At 63.6% G+C, this 13,041-nt stretch carries 11 protein-coding genes; 6 read left to right on the top strand and 5 right to left on the bottom strand.

The genetic code is table 11. The features are described from left to right. The first annotated feature begins 47 nt into the window (after window positions 1-47). Window positions 48-197 (top strand): hypothetical protein, encoded by a 150-nt coding sequence (locus ACZ1A1_RS00055; RefSeq protein WP_463618240.1) that lies wholly within the window; start codon window positions 48-50, stop codon window positions 195-197. Between the two features lie 193 nt (window positions 198-390). Continuing rightward, entirely contained in the window at window positions 391-1,074 is a 684-nt protein-coding gene (locus ACZ1A1_RS00050) for a Crp/Fnr family transcriptional regulator (RefSeq protein WP_463618239.1), read from the top strand. A gap of 176 nt (window positions 1,075-1,250) precedes the next feature. Here the strand turns inward: ACZ1A1_RS00050 and ACZ1A1_RS00045 are convergent, their stop codons facing one another. Further along, window positions 1,251-5,468, bottom strand: a complete 4,218-nt coding sequence (locus ACZ1A1_RS00045) for a cytochrome P450 (protein WP_463618238.1) — start codon at window positions 5,466-5,468, stop codon at window positions 1,251-1,253. 103 nt (window positions 5,469-5,571) lie between these two features. After that, complete coding sequence (locus tag ACZ1A1_RS00040; protein ID WP_463618237.1) at window positions 5,572-7,338, bottom strand: adenylate/guanylate cyclase domain-containing protein; 1,767 nt, start codon at window positions 7,336-7,338, stop codon at window positions 5,572-5,574. 283 nt (window positions 7,339-7,621) lie between these two features. Between ACZ1A1_RS00040 and ACZ1A1_RS00035 the strand changes: the two genes are divergently transcribed. From ACZ1A1_RS00035 to ACZ1A1_RS00020, 4 genes are read left to right on the top strand one after another with little or no spacing between them, the layout of a single operon-like run. Continuing rightward, on the top strand, window positions 7,622-9,265 hold the full coding sequence (locus ACZ1A1_RS00035) for a hypothetical protein (RefSeq protein ID WP_463618236.1): 1,644 nt from the start codon (window positions 7,622-7,624) through the stop codon (window positions 9,263-9,265). A gap of 45 nt (window positions 9,266-9,310) precedes the next feature. Further along, entirely contained in the window at window positions 9,311-10,597 is a 1,287-nt protein-coding gene (locus tag ACZ1A1_RS00030; protein WP_463618235.1) for a hypothetical protein, read from the top strand. 12 nt (window positions 10,598-10,609) lie between these two features. Continuing rightward, window positions 10,610-11,893 carry a hemopexin repeat-containing protein gene (locus tag ACZ1A1_RS00025; RefSeq protein WP_463618234.1) on the top strand — a complete coding sequence of 428 codons (1,284 nt, stop codon included), beginning with the start codon at window positions 10,610-10,612 and terminating at the stop codon, window positions 11,891-11,893. Between the two features lie 23 nt (window positions 11,894-11,916). Next, a complete protein-coding gene (locus ACZ1A1_RS00020; protein WP_415216077.1) occupies window positions 11,917-12,312 on the top strand; it encodes a hypothetical protein in 396 nt (131 codons plus the stop codon). A gap of 90 nt (window positions 12,313-12,402) precedes the next feature. Here ACZ1A1_RS00020 and ACZ1A1_RS00015 read toward each other — a convergent pair whose 3' ends face one another. The 3 genes from ACZ1A1_RS00015 to ACZ1A1_RS00005 form a co-directional block, all read right to left on the bottom strand. Continuing rightward, window positions 12,403-12,618: a phage integrase N-terminal SAM-like domain-containing protein gene (locus ACZ1A1_RS00015; RefSeq protein ID WP_463618233.1), complete on the bottom strand. Its 216-nt coding sequence runs from the start codon at window positions 12,616-12,618 to the stop codon at window positions 12,403-12,405. 90 nt (window positions 12,619-12,708) lie between these two features. Beyond that, window positions 12,709-12,888, bottom strand: a complete 180-nt coding sequence (locus ACZ1A1_RS00010; protein ID WP_463618232.1) for a hypothetical protein — start codon at window positions 12,886-12,888, stop codon at window positions 12,709-12,711. Further along, the coding region (locus ACZ1A1_RS00005; protein ID WP_463618938.1) for a type II toxin -antitoxin system TacA 1-like antitoxin at window positions 12,885-13,041 on the bottom strand (157 nt) is incomplete at its 5' end. The genes ACZ1A1_RS00010 and ACZ1A1_RS00005, both read right to left, overlap by 4 nt.

Below are 13,041 nucleotides of genomic sequence, written 5' to 3'. Positions count from 1 at the left end.
GATGGAGGCTGTGCCGCCCACGCCCGCCTTCCCCAAAGGAAAATCCAATGACCAAAGTTCTTTTGCTGGGCGCGGGCGGTCAGATTGCGCACCACATGATCGATGCTCTCGCCAATGACGGCGAGATCGAGATGACGCCTTCATGTCGGTCGTTCAAGCCGACCTGCGGAATTCTTGAAGGCTGCCGATCCGCTTAGGTTACTGCGATGTCCGTGACGGGGTGGTTTCCCGCCCTTCCGCTTCTGGACGGTGAAGTGGGGAAGCGGTCCTTCGATGGGGAAGCGGACCGGGACAATCGGATGAAATCCCGTCTGTCCCGCAACCCGATTTAAACTTTTCAGGGTAACATTCTACTATTGCCGGAGCCGATTGAGGTTTCCAGGATTAGCCATGGCCCAGCCCGACACGAATGAAAGAAGCAGTTTTCCCGAGCTGGCCCGGATCGCGCCTCCCGTATTCGAGATGCTGTTTGCCGGGCGCCGGCCGGAGCGGTATGGCGCCGGCCAGTATCTTTTCCTGCAGGACGATGCCGCCGACCGAATCTACGGGGTCGTCAAAGGCACTGTCGAAATATCTCACTATTCGTCCGACGGCCAGAAGCTGGTAGCGAACATCGAGCTTTCGCAAAGTGTGGTGGGCGAGATCGCGGCGCTGGACGGTTATCCGCGCACCGCCACCGCCGTCTGCCTCACCGACTGCGAGCTTGTCTCCGTGAGCCGCGCCCAGCTGTTCGAGCGCATCGAACGGAACCCGGTCCTGGCAAGGGCGATGATCGAGCTGCTGTGCGCGCGGTTGCGCTGGGTCAGCAGCGAACTGGAGGGCAAGGCCTTTTTCGACATCGAGGCAAGGCTGGCGAAGCGGTTGAACTTTCTGGCCGGGTTCATGACGGATACAGACGGATGGATCACCGTCTCCCAATCGGAACTGGCGGAATTTCTCGGCGCCACCCGCGAATCCATCAACAAAACACTTGGCGACTGGCGCGACCGCTCGCTCATAAGCCTGAAACGCGGCGGCCTGCGGATCGTCAACGGCGCGGCGCTGCGACGGATAGCCAAAGCGCAGGAAGATTGATCCGGAGCAATTCCAGCAAAAGTGCGGAGCGGTTTCGCGCCCGGGATCGTGCCAATCGAGCAGTCGGAGCATGTCTTCGAAAAGCGTGAGCCGTTTTTGGGGCGAAGACATCCGTGAAAACGGGAACCTGAAGCGCGGGACGCGGATCTGGAGGATCGCGACGCGTTTTGTCGCGGTCAAAGCCGCGAAAGCAGGAAGCGCAACGCCGACCGGCTCGGCATGAAGAAATAACCGCCGCCGCGCGTCGTGACGAATTGCGGCATATCCTTCAGCACGACGGGACCGTCCCAGGATGGAATGGTGAAACGGCCGTCGGCGCCGCGTGAACCGATCGTCGGATCGTTCTCACCCGCAAGCCCCTGGAAGGAGCCCGCGGATACCCAGGTTTGCTGGATGAATTCGTACTGGCGCTCAATGTCGGCGTTGAGACACATGAACAGCAGGCCTTTCTCCAGCTGGCTACTCCGGTTGCCCGGCGTTTCATAGGTGCGGCCGACACGCAGTATGCGGTGACGCTTGCCGATCCTGATCTGTGTCTCACGGTCTTCCCCCAGCGAATCCCGCGGGTTCGACCGGCGTATGTGCGCACCGAGCGGACATCTGTGGCCCTGCGGATCTTCGCGGCCGAAGGAGAAATCGTTGTCCGCCAACCGTCCGGGCCTGCCTTCGGGATTGCGCACCAGCGAACTGCCGTCCGGCCATCGCCCGAGCATCTTGGCCGCTATCCAGCCGGGGGTTATCGCCGCGTTGCCGGCGCCGGCGGCTGCCTGTTGCGCCGCGCGGCTGCAATAGTCCTCGAAGTCCTCGACATGCTGCTCCATCTGCCGGACGACCATGAAAGATCCGTTGCGGCCGAATTCGTGCGCGGCAGGCTTTTGCCGGACATCGCCGGAGGAATGGCATTGGTCCGGCAGGATTCCGTTCCGGTCCAGCGTCGCGGGAACGACAGGACAGGGCGGATAGAACCCGCTTTCGTCGCGATAGCCTAAAAGAAACTCACCCGGTGCTACCAGATGCATCGGCGGCACAGCACCATTCGCCCGCGCCGAGCCTTTAACGATCGGCTGCGACACGCCGTCGGCGAAGCCGAAATGCTCGACCGCGCGCTTGCCGACGCGCTTGACGACCAGGGATAATTCGGTGACGAGCTGCATTCCCGTGCGCCTGACCGCCCTTTTTACCTCTCCGATTTCACGATCGAGGTCTTTCGCTTCGGCCGCGTAGCACAGAATGACCATGTCCACGCGCTTGTCGGGAGAACCCCATCGCCAGTGCTCGGGCGCGTTCCGGCCGGTATCGTTCAGGATGCGGCTTCGTTGCGGATCGCCCATGCCATGGCGGAAGGCGGACGGAAACGTGGCGAGCGGATCGTCTTCCGGGCTGCCGCTCAGCCCAAGCCGCGCCAGCCCCTCGCAGCCGATGCCGACGATCGTCGCGCGCCGGCGCGGGATCGTGTCGCCGAAGCACGTTCGGGCCGTCACGAAGTCCAGCCACTCCCTGCGTCTAGCTTTCGAAATTCCGTCAGGAATGCGGATCGCCAGCATGTGGCCGAAGGGAAGCGCACCAAAGGCGCTGAAAAAGATCGACTGTATCTCGCCTGTGTCGAGCGGCTCGACCACCGGCGTGGCAACGGACGCAACGGCTTCCGCCGTCGATATGGTGGCCGGTCGCGGCAGCGAGCCGAAAAGGCTCAGCCAGTCGCGCGCTCCGTACTCGGTCGCCGTCGCGAAGCCGCGCCTGATCGCCGAGTTGACGCGGATGTCAACCGTATCGAGCCCCGGATAGGCGCTGTACCAGAACAGCGTCGGTATCTGCTGTCGGCGCGCCCAGCGCTTGAAGCGGTCTCCGTCGCGGGCCCCGTCCAGCGCAAGCCAGCGCGTGCGCGGAAAACCCAGCGCGTTGCTCCATATGCCCGTCAGGCCGGAAGCGGCCTTGGCGATGAAATCCTCGAGATAGCTTTCCCAGCTGCCACCATAGTTGGAAAAGAAGACCAGCTTGCCGGTCCCGGGCAGGACGACCCAGCGGGCGAAGTGGATCGTGTTGATATTGATGAGAAAGCCGGGCCGGAAGACTTCCTTCGAGGCGATCGATACGACATAGAAGGCCAGTCTCAGCGCCATGCGCCTCAGCAGGCCGGGCTTGAGGGTGGAGACGGCGATGAGGTTGTTCTGCGCCGCGTGGTTTTCGTTGGCGAGAATCCGATCCAGCAGATCGAGGTCGACGGCGCTGTCGTCCGGCTGGTCGGACTTCTCCAGCCGGCGCAATGCCAGCAGGTAGACGCCGACGAACAGGATCGCCAGCAGCGAAACGCCCATCAGCGTGAGAACGAGGGCCGTTCCGGCGATCAGCAGGTTGCGCGCAATGCCGCTCACCGGGTCGAACACTAGGGAAAAGGTCGTCCACCAGCAGCAAAGAAGCAGGAGCGCGACAGAGATCGTCACAGGGGGCGCGGCGAGTGTGCGGCTGGCGGCCCGCCACCAGTTTCCCTTCGGCTTCTCCAGCAGGCTCTCTGCCGGCTCCAGCGCCCAGCCAAATCCTTCCCGTGCCTCGATGTGCCGGCGAACTTCGGCGAGGACGTCGGCTGCTCCAATGGCGGCGCTTCGCGGCCGTTCCACGAATTCGCGCGCGACCGCGGCGAGCTCGGCCTCGGCGCGGATGCGTTGGACCGAATGGCCTGGCGTACCGCAGAAGACAAGCCCGGCATTGCTGCCGAATGTCTGAGAAATATCTATGCGGTGGCGGTTGAGGAAATCCTGCACAGCCATGTCGGCGGGAAGTCCGCAGGCTTCCGCCAGTATCGGCCGCAACGGCTTTTCCGTCGCGGCCGCGAATGCCGCCAGCACCTCCTGCGCATCGCCATCCCCTGACAGTTCCAGAACGAACGTGCCTTTTTCCTGCGGATCGGCGTCGTCGTTGACGGGAATGACCGCCAGGCTGGCGAAATGGATGACGCCGGAAGCGTCAAGAGGGTCGCGCACAAGGTCATGCGCCGGATTCCCCAGGGCCGCGATCTTCTCGCGGACGGCGGAGAGAGATATTTCCGGCGTCACCGGGATAACCACCGTTGTCATGGACTGAGCGGTCGTGCGGCAAAGCCGGCTCCGCTCGAAATCCACCTTCAGGCTCGCCGGATAGGCGCCGATGCGTGTCAGCCGCCCCGCCTTCCCCCCGGCGCGTCGCAACCCTTCCTTCCGAAACAGGGCGCGCAGGCTTTCGCCGATCTGCACCCGAGCGACCTCGGCACCGATGCACAGGTGGATGCCCCTGCCATAGACGAGATAGTCGTGCTGCGGGCGGTTCGGGTCGAAGGTTCCGGTATCCGGCACCGCATCGGGATCGAACATGGCCGACAGTGTCGAAGGCATGATCGTGGTGCCGGCCTTCACCAGCCGCTCCCGGTTCGTCCCGCGCGCGATCACGGCGTCGCTGGGCACATAGCGCCATGGTCCGATCCAGATCGGCTTGAAGCGCATCGCTTCGAGGATGATCCTGTCCAGCCTGCCATTGTCGCCCTCGGCCAGTGCCGCCCGGAGCGCCTCCTGCGCCTCGGGCTTCGATAGGATCACGTCTAGGCAGTTGCCGGCGGCCAGCAGGTTGGTCGGCGCGAAGCCGGAGATCATGCCCATCATCACCGAGTGGATCTCGGCCTGCGAGACATTGCCCGCATCCATCTGCGCGACCAGCCTGCCGAGCGGAGTATCCGGGCTTCCGCCCCGCTCGCGGATCGTCTGGATGGACCGGTCGACGAGTTTCGTCACTCGGTCGCCGGCGACGACGGCAAGCTCGCGCGTGACCGGGCTTGCGAAGGGATCGGAGAAGAACAGGGCGCTGAGGGCGATCGACCAGTCGGCGAATGCGCTCTCGTCGTCGATCTCCAGGCCGAAATAATCGCGGCAGATCCGGACCGGCACGACCTTGAGGAGCCCTGACACCGCGTCGAAGCCAGGTTCGGCAAGCCGCATGATAGCAGTGGAATGACGCGCCGCGATAGGCCTCACCACCGCCTCCACTTCTGACGGCGGGAAGGCGCTCAATATGGCGGACTTCATCCGGCGATAGTCGGCCCCATCGGCCATGCCCAGTATGAAGTTCTTCCCGTTCGCGAGCTCCGTCATCTCGGCGCCATAGGGCGTGGCGAACTCGTCACCGCGCTCCAGTATGTCGCGCACGTCCTCGTTGCGGGTCACCAGCAGGAAATTGCCAAAGCCGACGTTCGGCCGAAAACGCCTGAGAAGGGCCAGCCACCAGCGCGGGTTTTCGAGGAAGAAGGCGGTTATGCGGGCCGTGAGGCCGGTGGCCCGCAGCCGGTCCAGATCGAAAGCCGGCAATTCCGGGACAGGGCGCTGCTCTTGCTGGGCTTTTCGTATTCCGTCGAAATATTTGGTCCTGATCATCGCCGCCCCGTGCCCCTCTGCCTTCACATCGCTTCGGCGACAGGTTCCGCGGTCCGCCGCGCCGCGTATGTGAAATGCTTCACACCCTTCGGATTCGTCGCTTTCAATCCGGGCACCTCTCGGCCAGCTCGAAATTGGCGATAAAGGCGTCGGTGATGCCTCTATCCGCGAAAGGTATCCAGCGGATGCGCTGGTAGGAAAAATCGGGGTGGCGCGTGCGGAAGATCGCCAGCTCGCGCCGCGCTTCTTCATGCCGGCACTGTTTCATCAACGCTCCGACCTTGAGGAAGCGTGAATAGAAATAGCCGGGCGAAAGGTTGAGCGAGCGGTCGGCGGCGGCAATGGCGGCCGGCCAGTCCTGCTCGAGGCTGTGGGCGGCAGCCAGTTCCCCCAGATTGTGGAACCCGTAAAGGTCGAAGGGGCTGAGGCGGTCTGCCTCCATCAGGAAGGGAATGGCGCGGCGCGCGTCCCCCAGCAGAAGGTGGGCGCTGCCCATGGCCGAGTTCGCGAAGGCGAAGCTCGGATTGATATGCAGGGCCTCGCCCAGATGCCGGATGGCGTCTTGAGGAAGACCGCGCATGATGCAGGCGACGCCGAGATGGGCGTGGGGGCGCGCGTCAAGGCTGTCCATCAGGAGCGCCTTGCGGGCGAACTCCTCGACCTTGCCCAGGTCGTCGCTGTCGCCGAGCCGCAGCCATGCGCGCCAGAAGTACCACCAGGCAAGCTCGTTCAGCACCGCGCTCGCATTCGGGTCCGCTTTGTAGGCCGCCATGAAGAAATCGAACGCGGCTTGCGTGTCCGCGCGGGTACGCTTGCTCATGTGCCAGCGACCGCGGCGCACCATCTGCCATGTTGCAAGGCTTTCCCACGGCACCTGGAAGGTGCGCACCTGCTCGGCGCGGTCCACCTCCTTTTCCAGCGCCGATACGATCTCGCCGCCGATCTGGTCGCGCAGCGTGAAGACATCTGCCATGTCCCGCTCGAAATGCCGGGACCACATCCGCCGGCCCGTCGACGTGTCGGTCAGCGAGGCCGCCACCCGGATGCGGTCGGCATGATGCAGCATCGAGCCGCCGACCAGATAGCGCGCGCCGAGCGTGTTGCCGATCAGGCGCGTATCCAGGGTCTCGTCCCGGAACTGGAAACTCGAACCGTTGGCGATGACCGACAGCCAGCGGATGTTGCAGAGGCCGTGGATGATATCCTCGGCCATGCCTTCGGCTATGTAGCCGATATCCTGCCCCGCGTTCTCGCTGCGGAACGGCAAAACGGCGATCGTCGGCGGCCCGTCGCCGGAGGGCCTTGGCCGGATCGGCGGCGAAACGGTCCCCGCATCCGCCCGCCGGTCATGTCCCGCCAGGAAGACACGCACCGGCAAGGCGATGTTCTTCAAGGTGAGTTCGCCCATGTCGGCGAACTCGGTGGAGGTCTTGTCCCTGACATGGTGCCAAGTGGTTCCCGAAACGGCGAGCCCGCCGGCGGGGGCGAATTCCTGAAGCCTCGCCGCGATATTTATGTCGTCGCCATAGAGGCGGTCGTCGCGGACGATCACATCCCCGGTGTTGATCCCGGTGCGGAAACGCATCCTCATATCGGCGGATGCTGAAGCGTTGAGGGTAGCGATCCGCTTCTGGAAATCGAGGGTTGCGTTCAGTGCGTCCACCGGACTGCCGAACTCGGCCATGATGCTGTCGCCGGCGTCGCCGAAGGTCCGGCCGCCGAAAGCTGCGCAGCTTTCGAAGATCGTATCCCTGCGTTCCTCGAACGTGGCGACAGCGGTCTCCGCGTCGATGCCCATGAGGCGTGAAAACCCCACGGCGTCGATCGAGACGATCGTTGCAAGGTGACGGGTATATGGCCGTCCCGCCATTGTTTATCCCAGTTTTCAAGGTCTGGACCGAAACCGCCGCCGCGGTTCGGCGATACAGGCCGCCGCTTTCCGAATGGCCTGCCGCCCGCGGGCGGCTTCGGCTCTGACCGATTTCTAGAGTCTATCCGGCCATCTGCCAAGGTTTATCGGAGGTCCGGCGTGCGCCGGAAGCAAAGCCGCCATCCTGTGTGAGCCGTTTCACATACGCCTCCCGGCCCGCCCGCTATGAGACGTGGTGTCGTGGATGCCGCGGCATCAAGCACACCAGCCACAGGAGGCGGAAATGGCAAATGAACCGGGTGCAGCAGTACTCACGATATTCGAAACGCTGGTCGATCGCATAAAGCAGATGTCGCCGGCCCGGACCGACGACAAGCCTTTGGGGTCCATGGTCTATTCCCAGCTTCTTTTGGGCATGCCTATCTGGAAGGACGACTACTATAAGCCTTGGACTCCCGCCGGCGGCACCAGCCTGAGGGAGGCCGTCAAGGCCGACGGCACGGCCGCGCCCGAGGGTGCTGCGCCCGGCTCGGTTCCGGCGCCCGACGACCGTTACCTCCGCGCCATGCAGGCGGCGTGGAAGACCTCGCTGCTGTGCCGGACCATGCTGGAAGTCACCAGTGACGGCACCTACCGCGAATATCCCACCGGCCGGCATCTCGACTTCGCCTATGAAAGCATCCTGAAAGGCATGCAGCCCGGACAGGAGCCAGAAATGGCCCCCGAGGTCAAGCAGCGGATCGCGGATGCCGAAAAGGTCCTGTTCGAGCTGGACGAGGACGGCTCCATCATCGGCAAGAAGCAGATCTACAAGAACTACATCACCAACGCCCAGGCGCTGGCCAAGGCCAAGGCCGACTACGCGGTCGCTAACGCGGCGGCGATGGCGGATCCGCAGAAGGCGGCCGCGTGGCCGGTGACATCGGCGACCTACCAGCAGATCGTCGACGCCGCCCGCGACGCCCTCGCCTCTGAAGGCGGACCCAAAGTGGAGCGTGCGCTGGACACGATCGCCTCGGTGGGCGTGCCCATGCAGGCGCACATGATCTCCAAGGCACGCGACATGTTCGACAACTGGAGTCTCGGACTTTCCGGCGTCGTGCCCGGCGCCATGCCTTACTCCATGGTCATGCCGACGAACTGGTGCGACTACGAGGACAGCCAGGGCTTCGAGCGCCTGACGATAACCAACAGCGAATACCGCTCCCATGTCGGCCAGCAGAGCTCGTCCGCCAGCCAGCAGTCGTGGAGCAAACATGCCTCCAAGACATCCGGCGGCGGCGGCGTCTCGTTCGGCTTCATAAACTTTGCCGGCAAAGGAAGTTCTTCCAGCCGGGATTCCTCGTGGCAGAACTCGTCGGAAGCGCACTTCTCCAGCAATTTCCAGAATTCCGCCAAGAACCTGACCATCGACCTGGAATACGGCCTGTGCACCATCGTCAGGCCATGGCTGATCAGCGATCTCTTCTACCTGAAGAACTGGTATCTGGTCGGCACCAAGAAGAACTCGATCAGCGACGGCACCATCGACGGCCAGAAGGACAGCCAGGAAAAACTGCTGCCGATGATCCCGCAGCAATTCCTGGTCGTCCGCAACGTGAAGATCACTTCGACCGACTGGGGCGCGGACAGCACCACGCTGTCCAACATGTATTCCGGCGCGCAGGGCTCGACCCATTCCGGCTCGTCCGGCGGCGGCGGAGGCGGCGGCGTTGCGCTGGGCTTCATCAACTTCGGCGGCGCAGCCTCGCACGCCTCCTCCAACGCCAGTGGCCAATCGTCGGCGTGGCAGGCGCGGGACTCCGACTCCTACTGCGGCACGACCTTCGACGGCCAGACGCTGGAGATCAAGGGAACGCAGATCGTCGGCTTCCTGAGCGACATCGTTCCCGCCGGTCCCGAACTGGACGACCCCGGCCAGCAATGAGCAGGCCGGAATCTTCGTTCAACTCGAACGCAGCGGGAGGGCGCCATGCCCGGAATCCAGGACGTATTCACTACCCTGCATAATGTCGTTCTCAATCATATGCGCGCTGGCGGCCTTGACGCCGGCGGCGGCCTGATCGCATTCGAGTTCGGCACGCCAATACCCGACGATACTTTCCAGCTGTCGGACGCGGACGCCACCGTCTCGCCGACGCTCGCCGTCGAGTTCATGTCCGCCCACGCGGACACGCTTCCCGAGATCACGGAATCGATGTTCCGCAGGCGCAGTCTTTCGGTCGACGACCAGTACATGCTGCTTCTGTCGGGTTCGACGGCGTCGAAGGCCGAGACCGTCGACATGTTCGGCCTCGTCAAGCGCCAGGCGCTCGCCGATTTCGAGCCGACCCTCGGCGCGCTGAACGGCATGTACCGGTTTAGGCCCGTCTACGCCTCGCCGATCAACTGGTACGACCTTGCCGAAACCTCGAACTGGACCTCGATCAGCATAGGCGGAAGCGACAACCCGCCGCCTCGGTCCGGCACGCTGCCGAAGATCGATCCGGAGCTGATGAAATGGCAGGTGGTCCCGCAAAGATACAAGCCTTGGCTAGACAGGCGTCCGACGAAGAAATCGTTGCGTACCATGAGCCCGCGGCAATCCTTCGATACGATGGAGGTGGTCCCGGACTTGCGCCGCAGCGGTGACGCCGAATTTCGTTCGCATGCCATCACCGCGTTGAAGCCATCAGTTCTTTCCCGGTTCAAGGCGGAAAAGGTCGTGCGGACCGTCGGCCTGCCCGCCGCCGCCACGGAAATCCTGCCGATGGTCAGGAAAACCGTCCCGTTCACCCGGAAGTTCGACACGCTGAAGGTGAGCGATGCGCCGCTATCCTATGTCGCGACCAACCTGAACCAAACGATATTACAGGAAGCGACGGCCAGGCCGATATCGGGCGACAGGTTCTCGATCAGCTTCGGGCTTTGCTTCGTCAAGCTCTCGCGGCCCTGGCTGTCCAACGTCCTGCTGAACTTGCCGGGTTGGTACGTGCCGAACTATGGGCGTGCCTCCTTCTGCGACGCGGCGGCGGCCAGCGGGCCGATGGCCTATCTGCCGACCGGCTGCATCCTGATCCGCGACCTGAAGATCGGCGGGCAATGGTCGGACAGCGACCGTTCCGCCATCGAGGGCTCGTCCATATTCGGCGGTTTCAGCCTGCTCGGCCGCAGTTACGATCGTGAGACGGCGACCATCAGCGTTCCGGGAATGCAGTCGATCGGCTGGCTCTGCGAGCCGATGCCCAACCTTCCCCCCGACGACCAGCCAACCGCTTGAAGGAGTTCTCCGATGGATGCCGCAGTCGCATGGCCGAACAGCAAGCTCTATCTGTTTTCCGGTTCCACCTATTCCCGCTACGACGTGCCTTCCGGCGCGTTCGAAGCCGACGGCCAGTCGATAGAACAGTTCTGGAGTGGCCTGTGGCCGGACGGGATCGACGCCGCCGTCTATTGGGGCTTCGGGAAAGCCTTCTTCTTCCGCGGCGACGAATATGCGCGCTACGACGAGGATAGCGATAGCGTCGAATATGTCCGCAAGATAAACGCAAGCTGGCCGGGATTGTGGGAATTCGGCATCGACGCCGCGATCAACTGGACGAACGGCAAGATCTACCTGTTCCGCGGCCCTGAATATGTCCGCTGGGACATCGCCCATGACCGAATGGACGAAGGATATCCCAGACCCATAGCCGGTAACTGGCAGGGCATATGGGAGGACGGCGTGGACGCCGCGGTCTATCCGGGCGGCGACGAGGTCTATTTCTTCAAGGGCGACGTCTACCGTGTCTTCAACGTCGGCGCGGACCGCTCGGACGGCACCGACCTGTCCATATCCTCCTTCGCGCCGGCGCCTCTGCCGGCCGGATTGATGACGGCCGCGCGAGACCTGACACCAGCCGAGGCGGCGGGCATAGCCATCTGGCAGTCGAACCGGGGCGACTATGCTTTCAAGGACAGCTGGACGAGCCTGCGGCGCGATGCGGACGGCGCGATCGCGTCGCTGGATCCGAAGAAGCGCGTCGCCGTCTCGCCCTCCACCATCGGCAAGGTCGAGTACCGCAACATCGCGAACCCCTTGTCCGGCCTGGTCGACAATCTGGACCTGCGCATGCTGATCGCGCTGGAGCGCCTTGGCCGCTGGCTGAACGGCGACAAGGCGGATGTCGATGCTGTGGTGCATCTCGGCATAGGCCATGGCAAGGGGCCGGCGAACGATTGCCACAACGAGGGCCGCGCGCTCGACCTCGCCGGAATCGCCGGGAACATGGGCGGCGCCGAATTCTCGATCTCGGTGCTGGATGACTGGGGGAGCCGGCCTGAGACCGACAAGGGCACCTACAGGCTGGACCCCTCGACCTCGCCGGTGGCTTTCGACCTGTTCAAGCGCGCCTATGCCTTCGGCACCTACGAATGCGAATGCAAACCGTCCAACGCATGGCCCCCGACCGAGATCGGCGAGGGCGGCATGGTGATCTGCCCCGACTATTGGGGGCAGGACGCGGCCAACCGTGAGAAATACCGCAGCGACCACAACAACCACATCCATATGCAGATCGGACCGACGCGGTCCTGACCCCTAACCCGGAGTTACAAGCCATGACCGACGCAGCAAACCTGAAGGATTGTTTCAATGTCGATGCGCCCTGCCTGTCCGAGGACGGAGCAAGCTGCATCATGCCGCACCACGTGTCGAGCCTCACCCATGTCATCACGACCGTCTACTACGGCTGCTCGTTCGAGGACGTGGAGATCGTCGTTGAGTTCACGATCAAGGCCGATGGCTTCTATACGACGGAAGACGAGTTCGCGACCGTCAGCCTGTATTCGGAAGCCTATGCCATCCGGCCCGGCGAACAGGTGACGCTGGGCGCCGAGATCGGCGGCGTTCTCGTGCCGGACACGCATGTCGACATCACATGCCAGATATGGGTGAACGGAGACGCCGTCGACGGGGCCTCCAACATCCATGCCAACATGGAAATCGAGGAATAAGCACCGCCTTCCACCCACGGGCGGAAGGCTCGCCCACGCCAGATTGGTCTGTCCGACGGAAATCATTCAGCGCGGCTATCGACGGCAGCCTCAAGCTATGAGCAGATCATCCTGCTGCTCGATCTGGAACCGGCGCAGGTCGTCGGCAGTAGCCGTGTCAGGTGAACGACCGAGGAAAGTCGCCAGGCGTCCGATGTCGCGGAGGTAGTTGCGCTGCGTCTCGCGTGAGAAATGACGCATGTTCATATCGTCGATCAGTCGCTGGCGCAGCGGGCTGACGGGTGTGTCGAGATTGAGGTGCTGCATGGTCAGGCTCCTTGTTGAAGAAGCCCGTCATGCTCTGCGCCGATGGACGATGCTCAACGCGAGCGCGGCACCCGGCCGGCACCCTCTACCTCAACCGCAGCCGCCCTGCCGCGTGGCGGTGGCGAGCGGCATGACCCGCGTGGGCGGGTGGCTCTCAAGCGGCTCGACCCCATAGCTGGCATACCATCGCGCCGCCCGCGCGCCCTTGGCGTCGGACTGATGATCGTGCGATTTCGCGATGGCCTCCTCTCTCCAGGAGAGCAGTGTCATAGGATGTCGGGAAACGCCGCAATTGCCGCCCGCAGCTTTGCGTTGGGCTTGAGCGGATTTTCCAGCAGCTCAAGCACGCGCGCATGGTCGCGGGACGAAAGCCGAACAACCTCGGGGCGAGAACCGGGAGCATCGCCTCCGCCTTCAGCCGCA

The organism is Shinella sp. R2-11 (assembly GCF_055330205.1).
The sequence above is the reverse complement of the archived record's forward strand: the minus strand, read 5'-3'. Positions and strand labels throughout refer to the sequence as shown.

Bases quoted from the DNA above. Each gene is read 5' to 3' on its own strand.
- ACZ1A1_RS00055 (WP_463618240.1), top strand. From the start codon at position 48: ATGACCAAAGTTCTTTTGCTGGGCGCGGGCGGTCAGATTGCGCACCAC.
- ACZ1A1_RS00050 (WP_463618239.1), top strand. From the start codon at position 391: ATGGCCCAGCCCGACACGAATGAAAGAAGCAGTTTTCCCGAGCTGGCC.
- ACZ1A1_RS00045 (WP_463618238.1), bottom strand. From the start codon at position 5,468: ATGATCAGGACCAAATATTTCGACGGAATACGAAAAGCCCAGCAAGAG.
- ACZ1A1_RS00040 (WP_463618237.1), bottom strand. From the start codon at position 7,338: ATGGCGGGACGGCCATATACCCGTCACCTTGCAACGATCGTCTCGATC.
- ACZ1A1_RS00035 (WP_463618236.1), top strand. From the start codon at position 7,622: ATGGCAAATGAACCGGGTGCAGCAGTACTCACGATATTCGAAACGCTG.
- ACZ1A1_RS00030 (WP_463618235.1), top strand. From the start codon at position 9,311: ATGCCCGGAATCCAGGACGTATTCACTACCCTGCATAATGTCGTTCTC.
- ACZ1A1_RS00025 (WP_463618234.1), top strand. From the start codon at position 10,610: ATGGATGCCGCAGTCGCATGGCCGAACAGCAAGCTCTATCTGTTTTCC.
- ACZ1A1_RS00020 (WP_415216077.1), top strand. From the start codon at position 11,917: ATGACCGACGCAGCAAACCTGAAGGATTGTTTCAATGTCGATGCGCCC.
- ACZ1A1_RS00015 (WP_463618233.1), bottom strand. From the start codon at position 12,618: ATGCAGCACCTCAATCTCGACACACCCGTCAGCCCGCTGCGCCAGCGA.
- ACZ1A1_RS00010 (WP_463618232.1), bottom strand. From the start codon at position 12,888: ATGACACTGCTCTCCTGGAGAGAGGAGGCCATCGCGAAATCGCACGAT.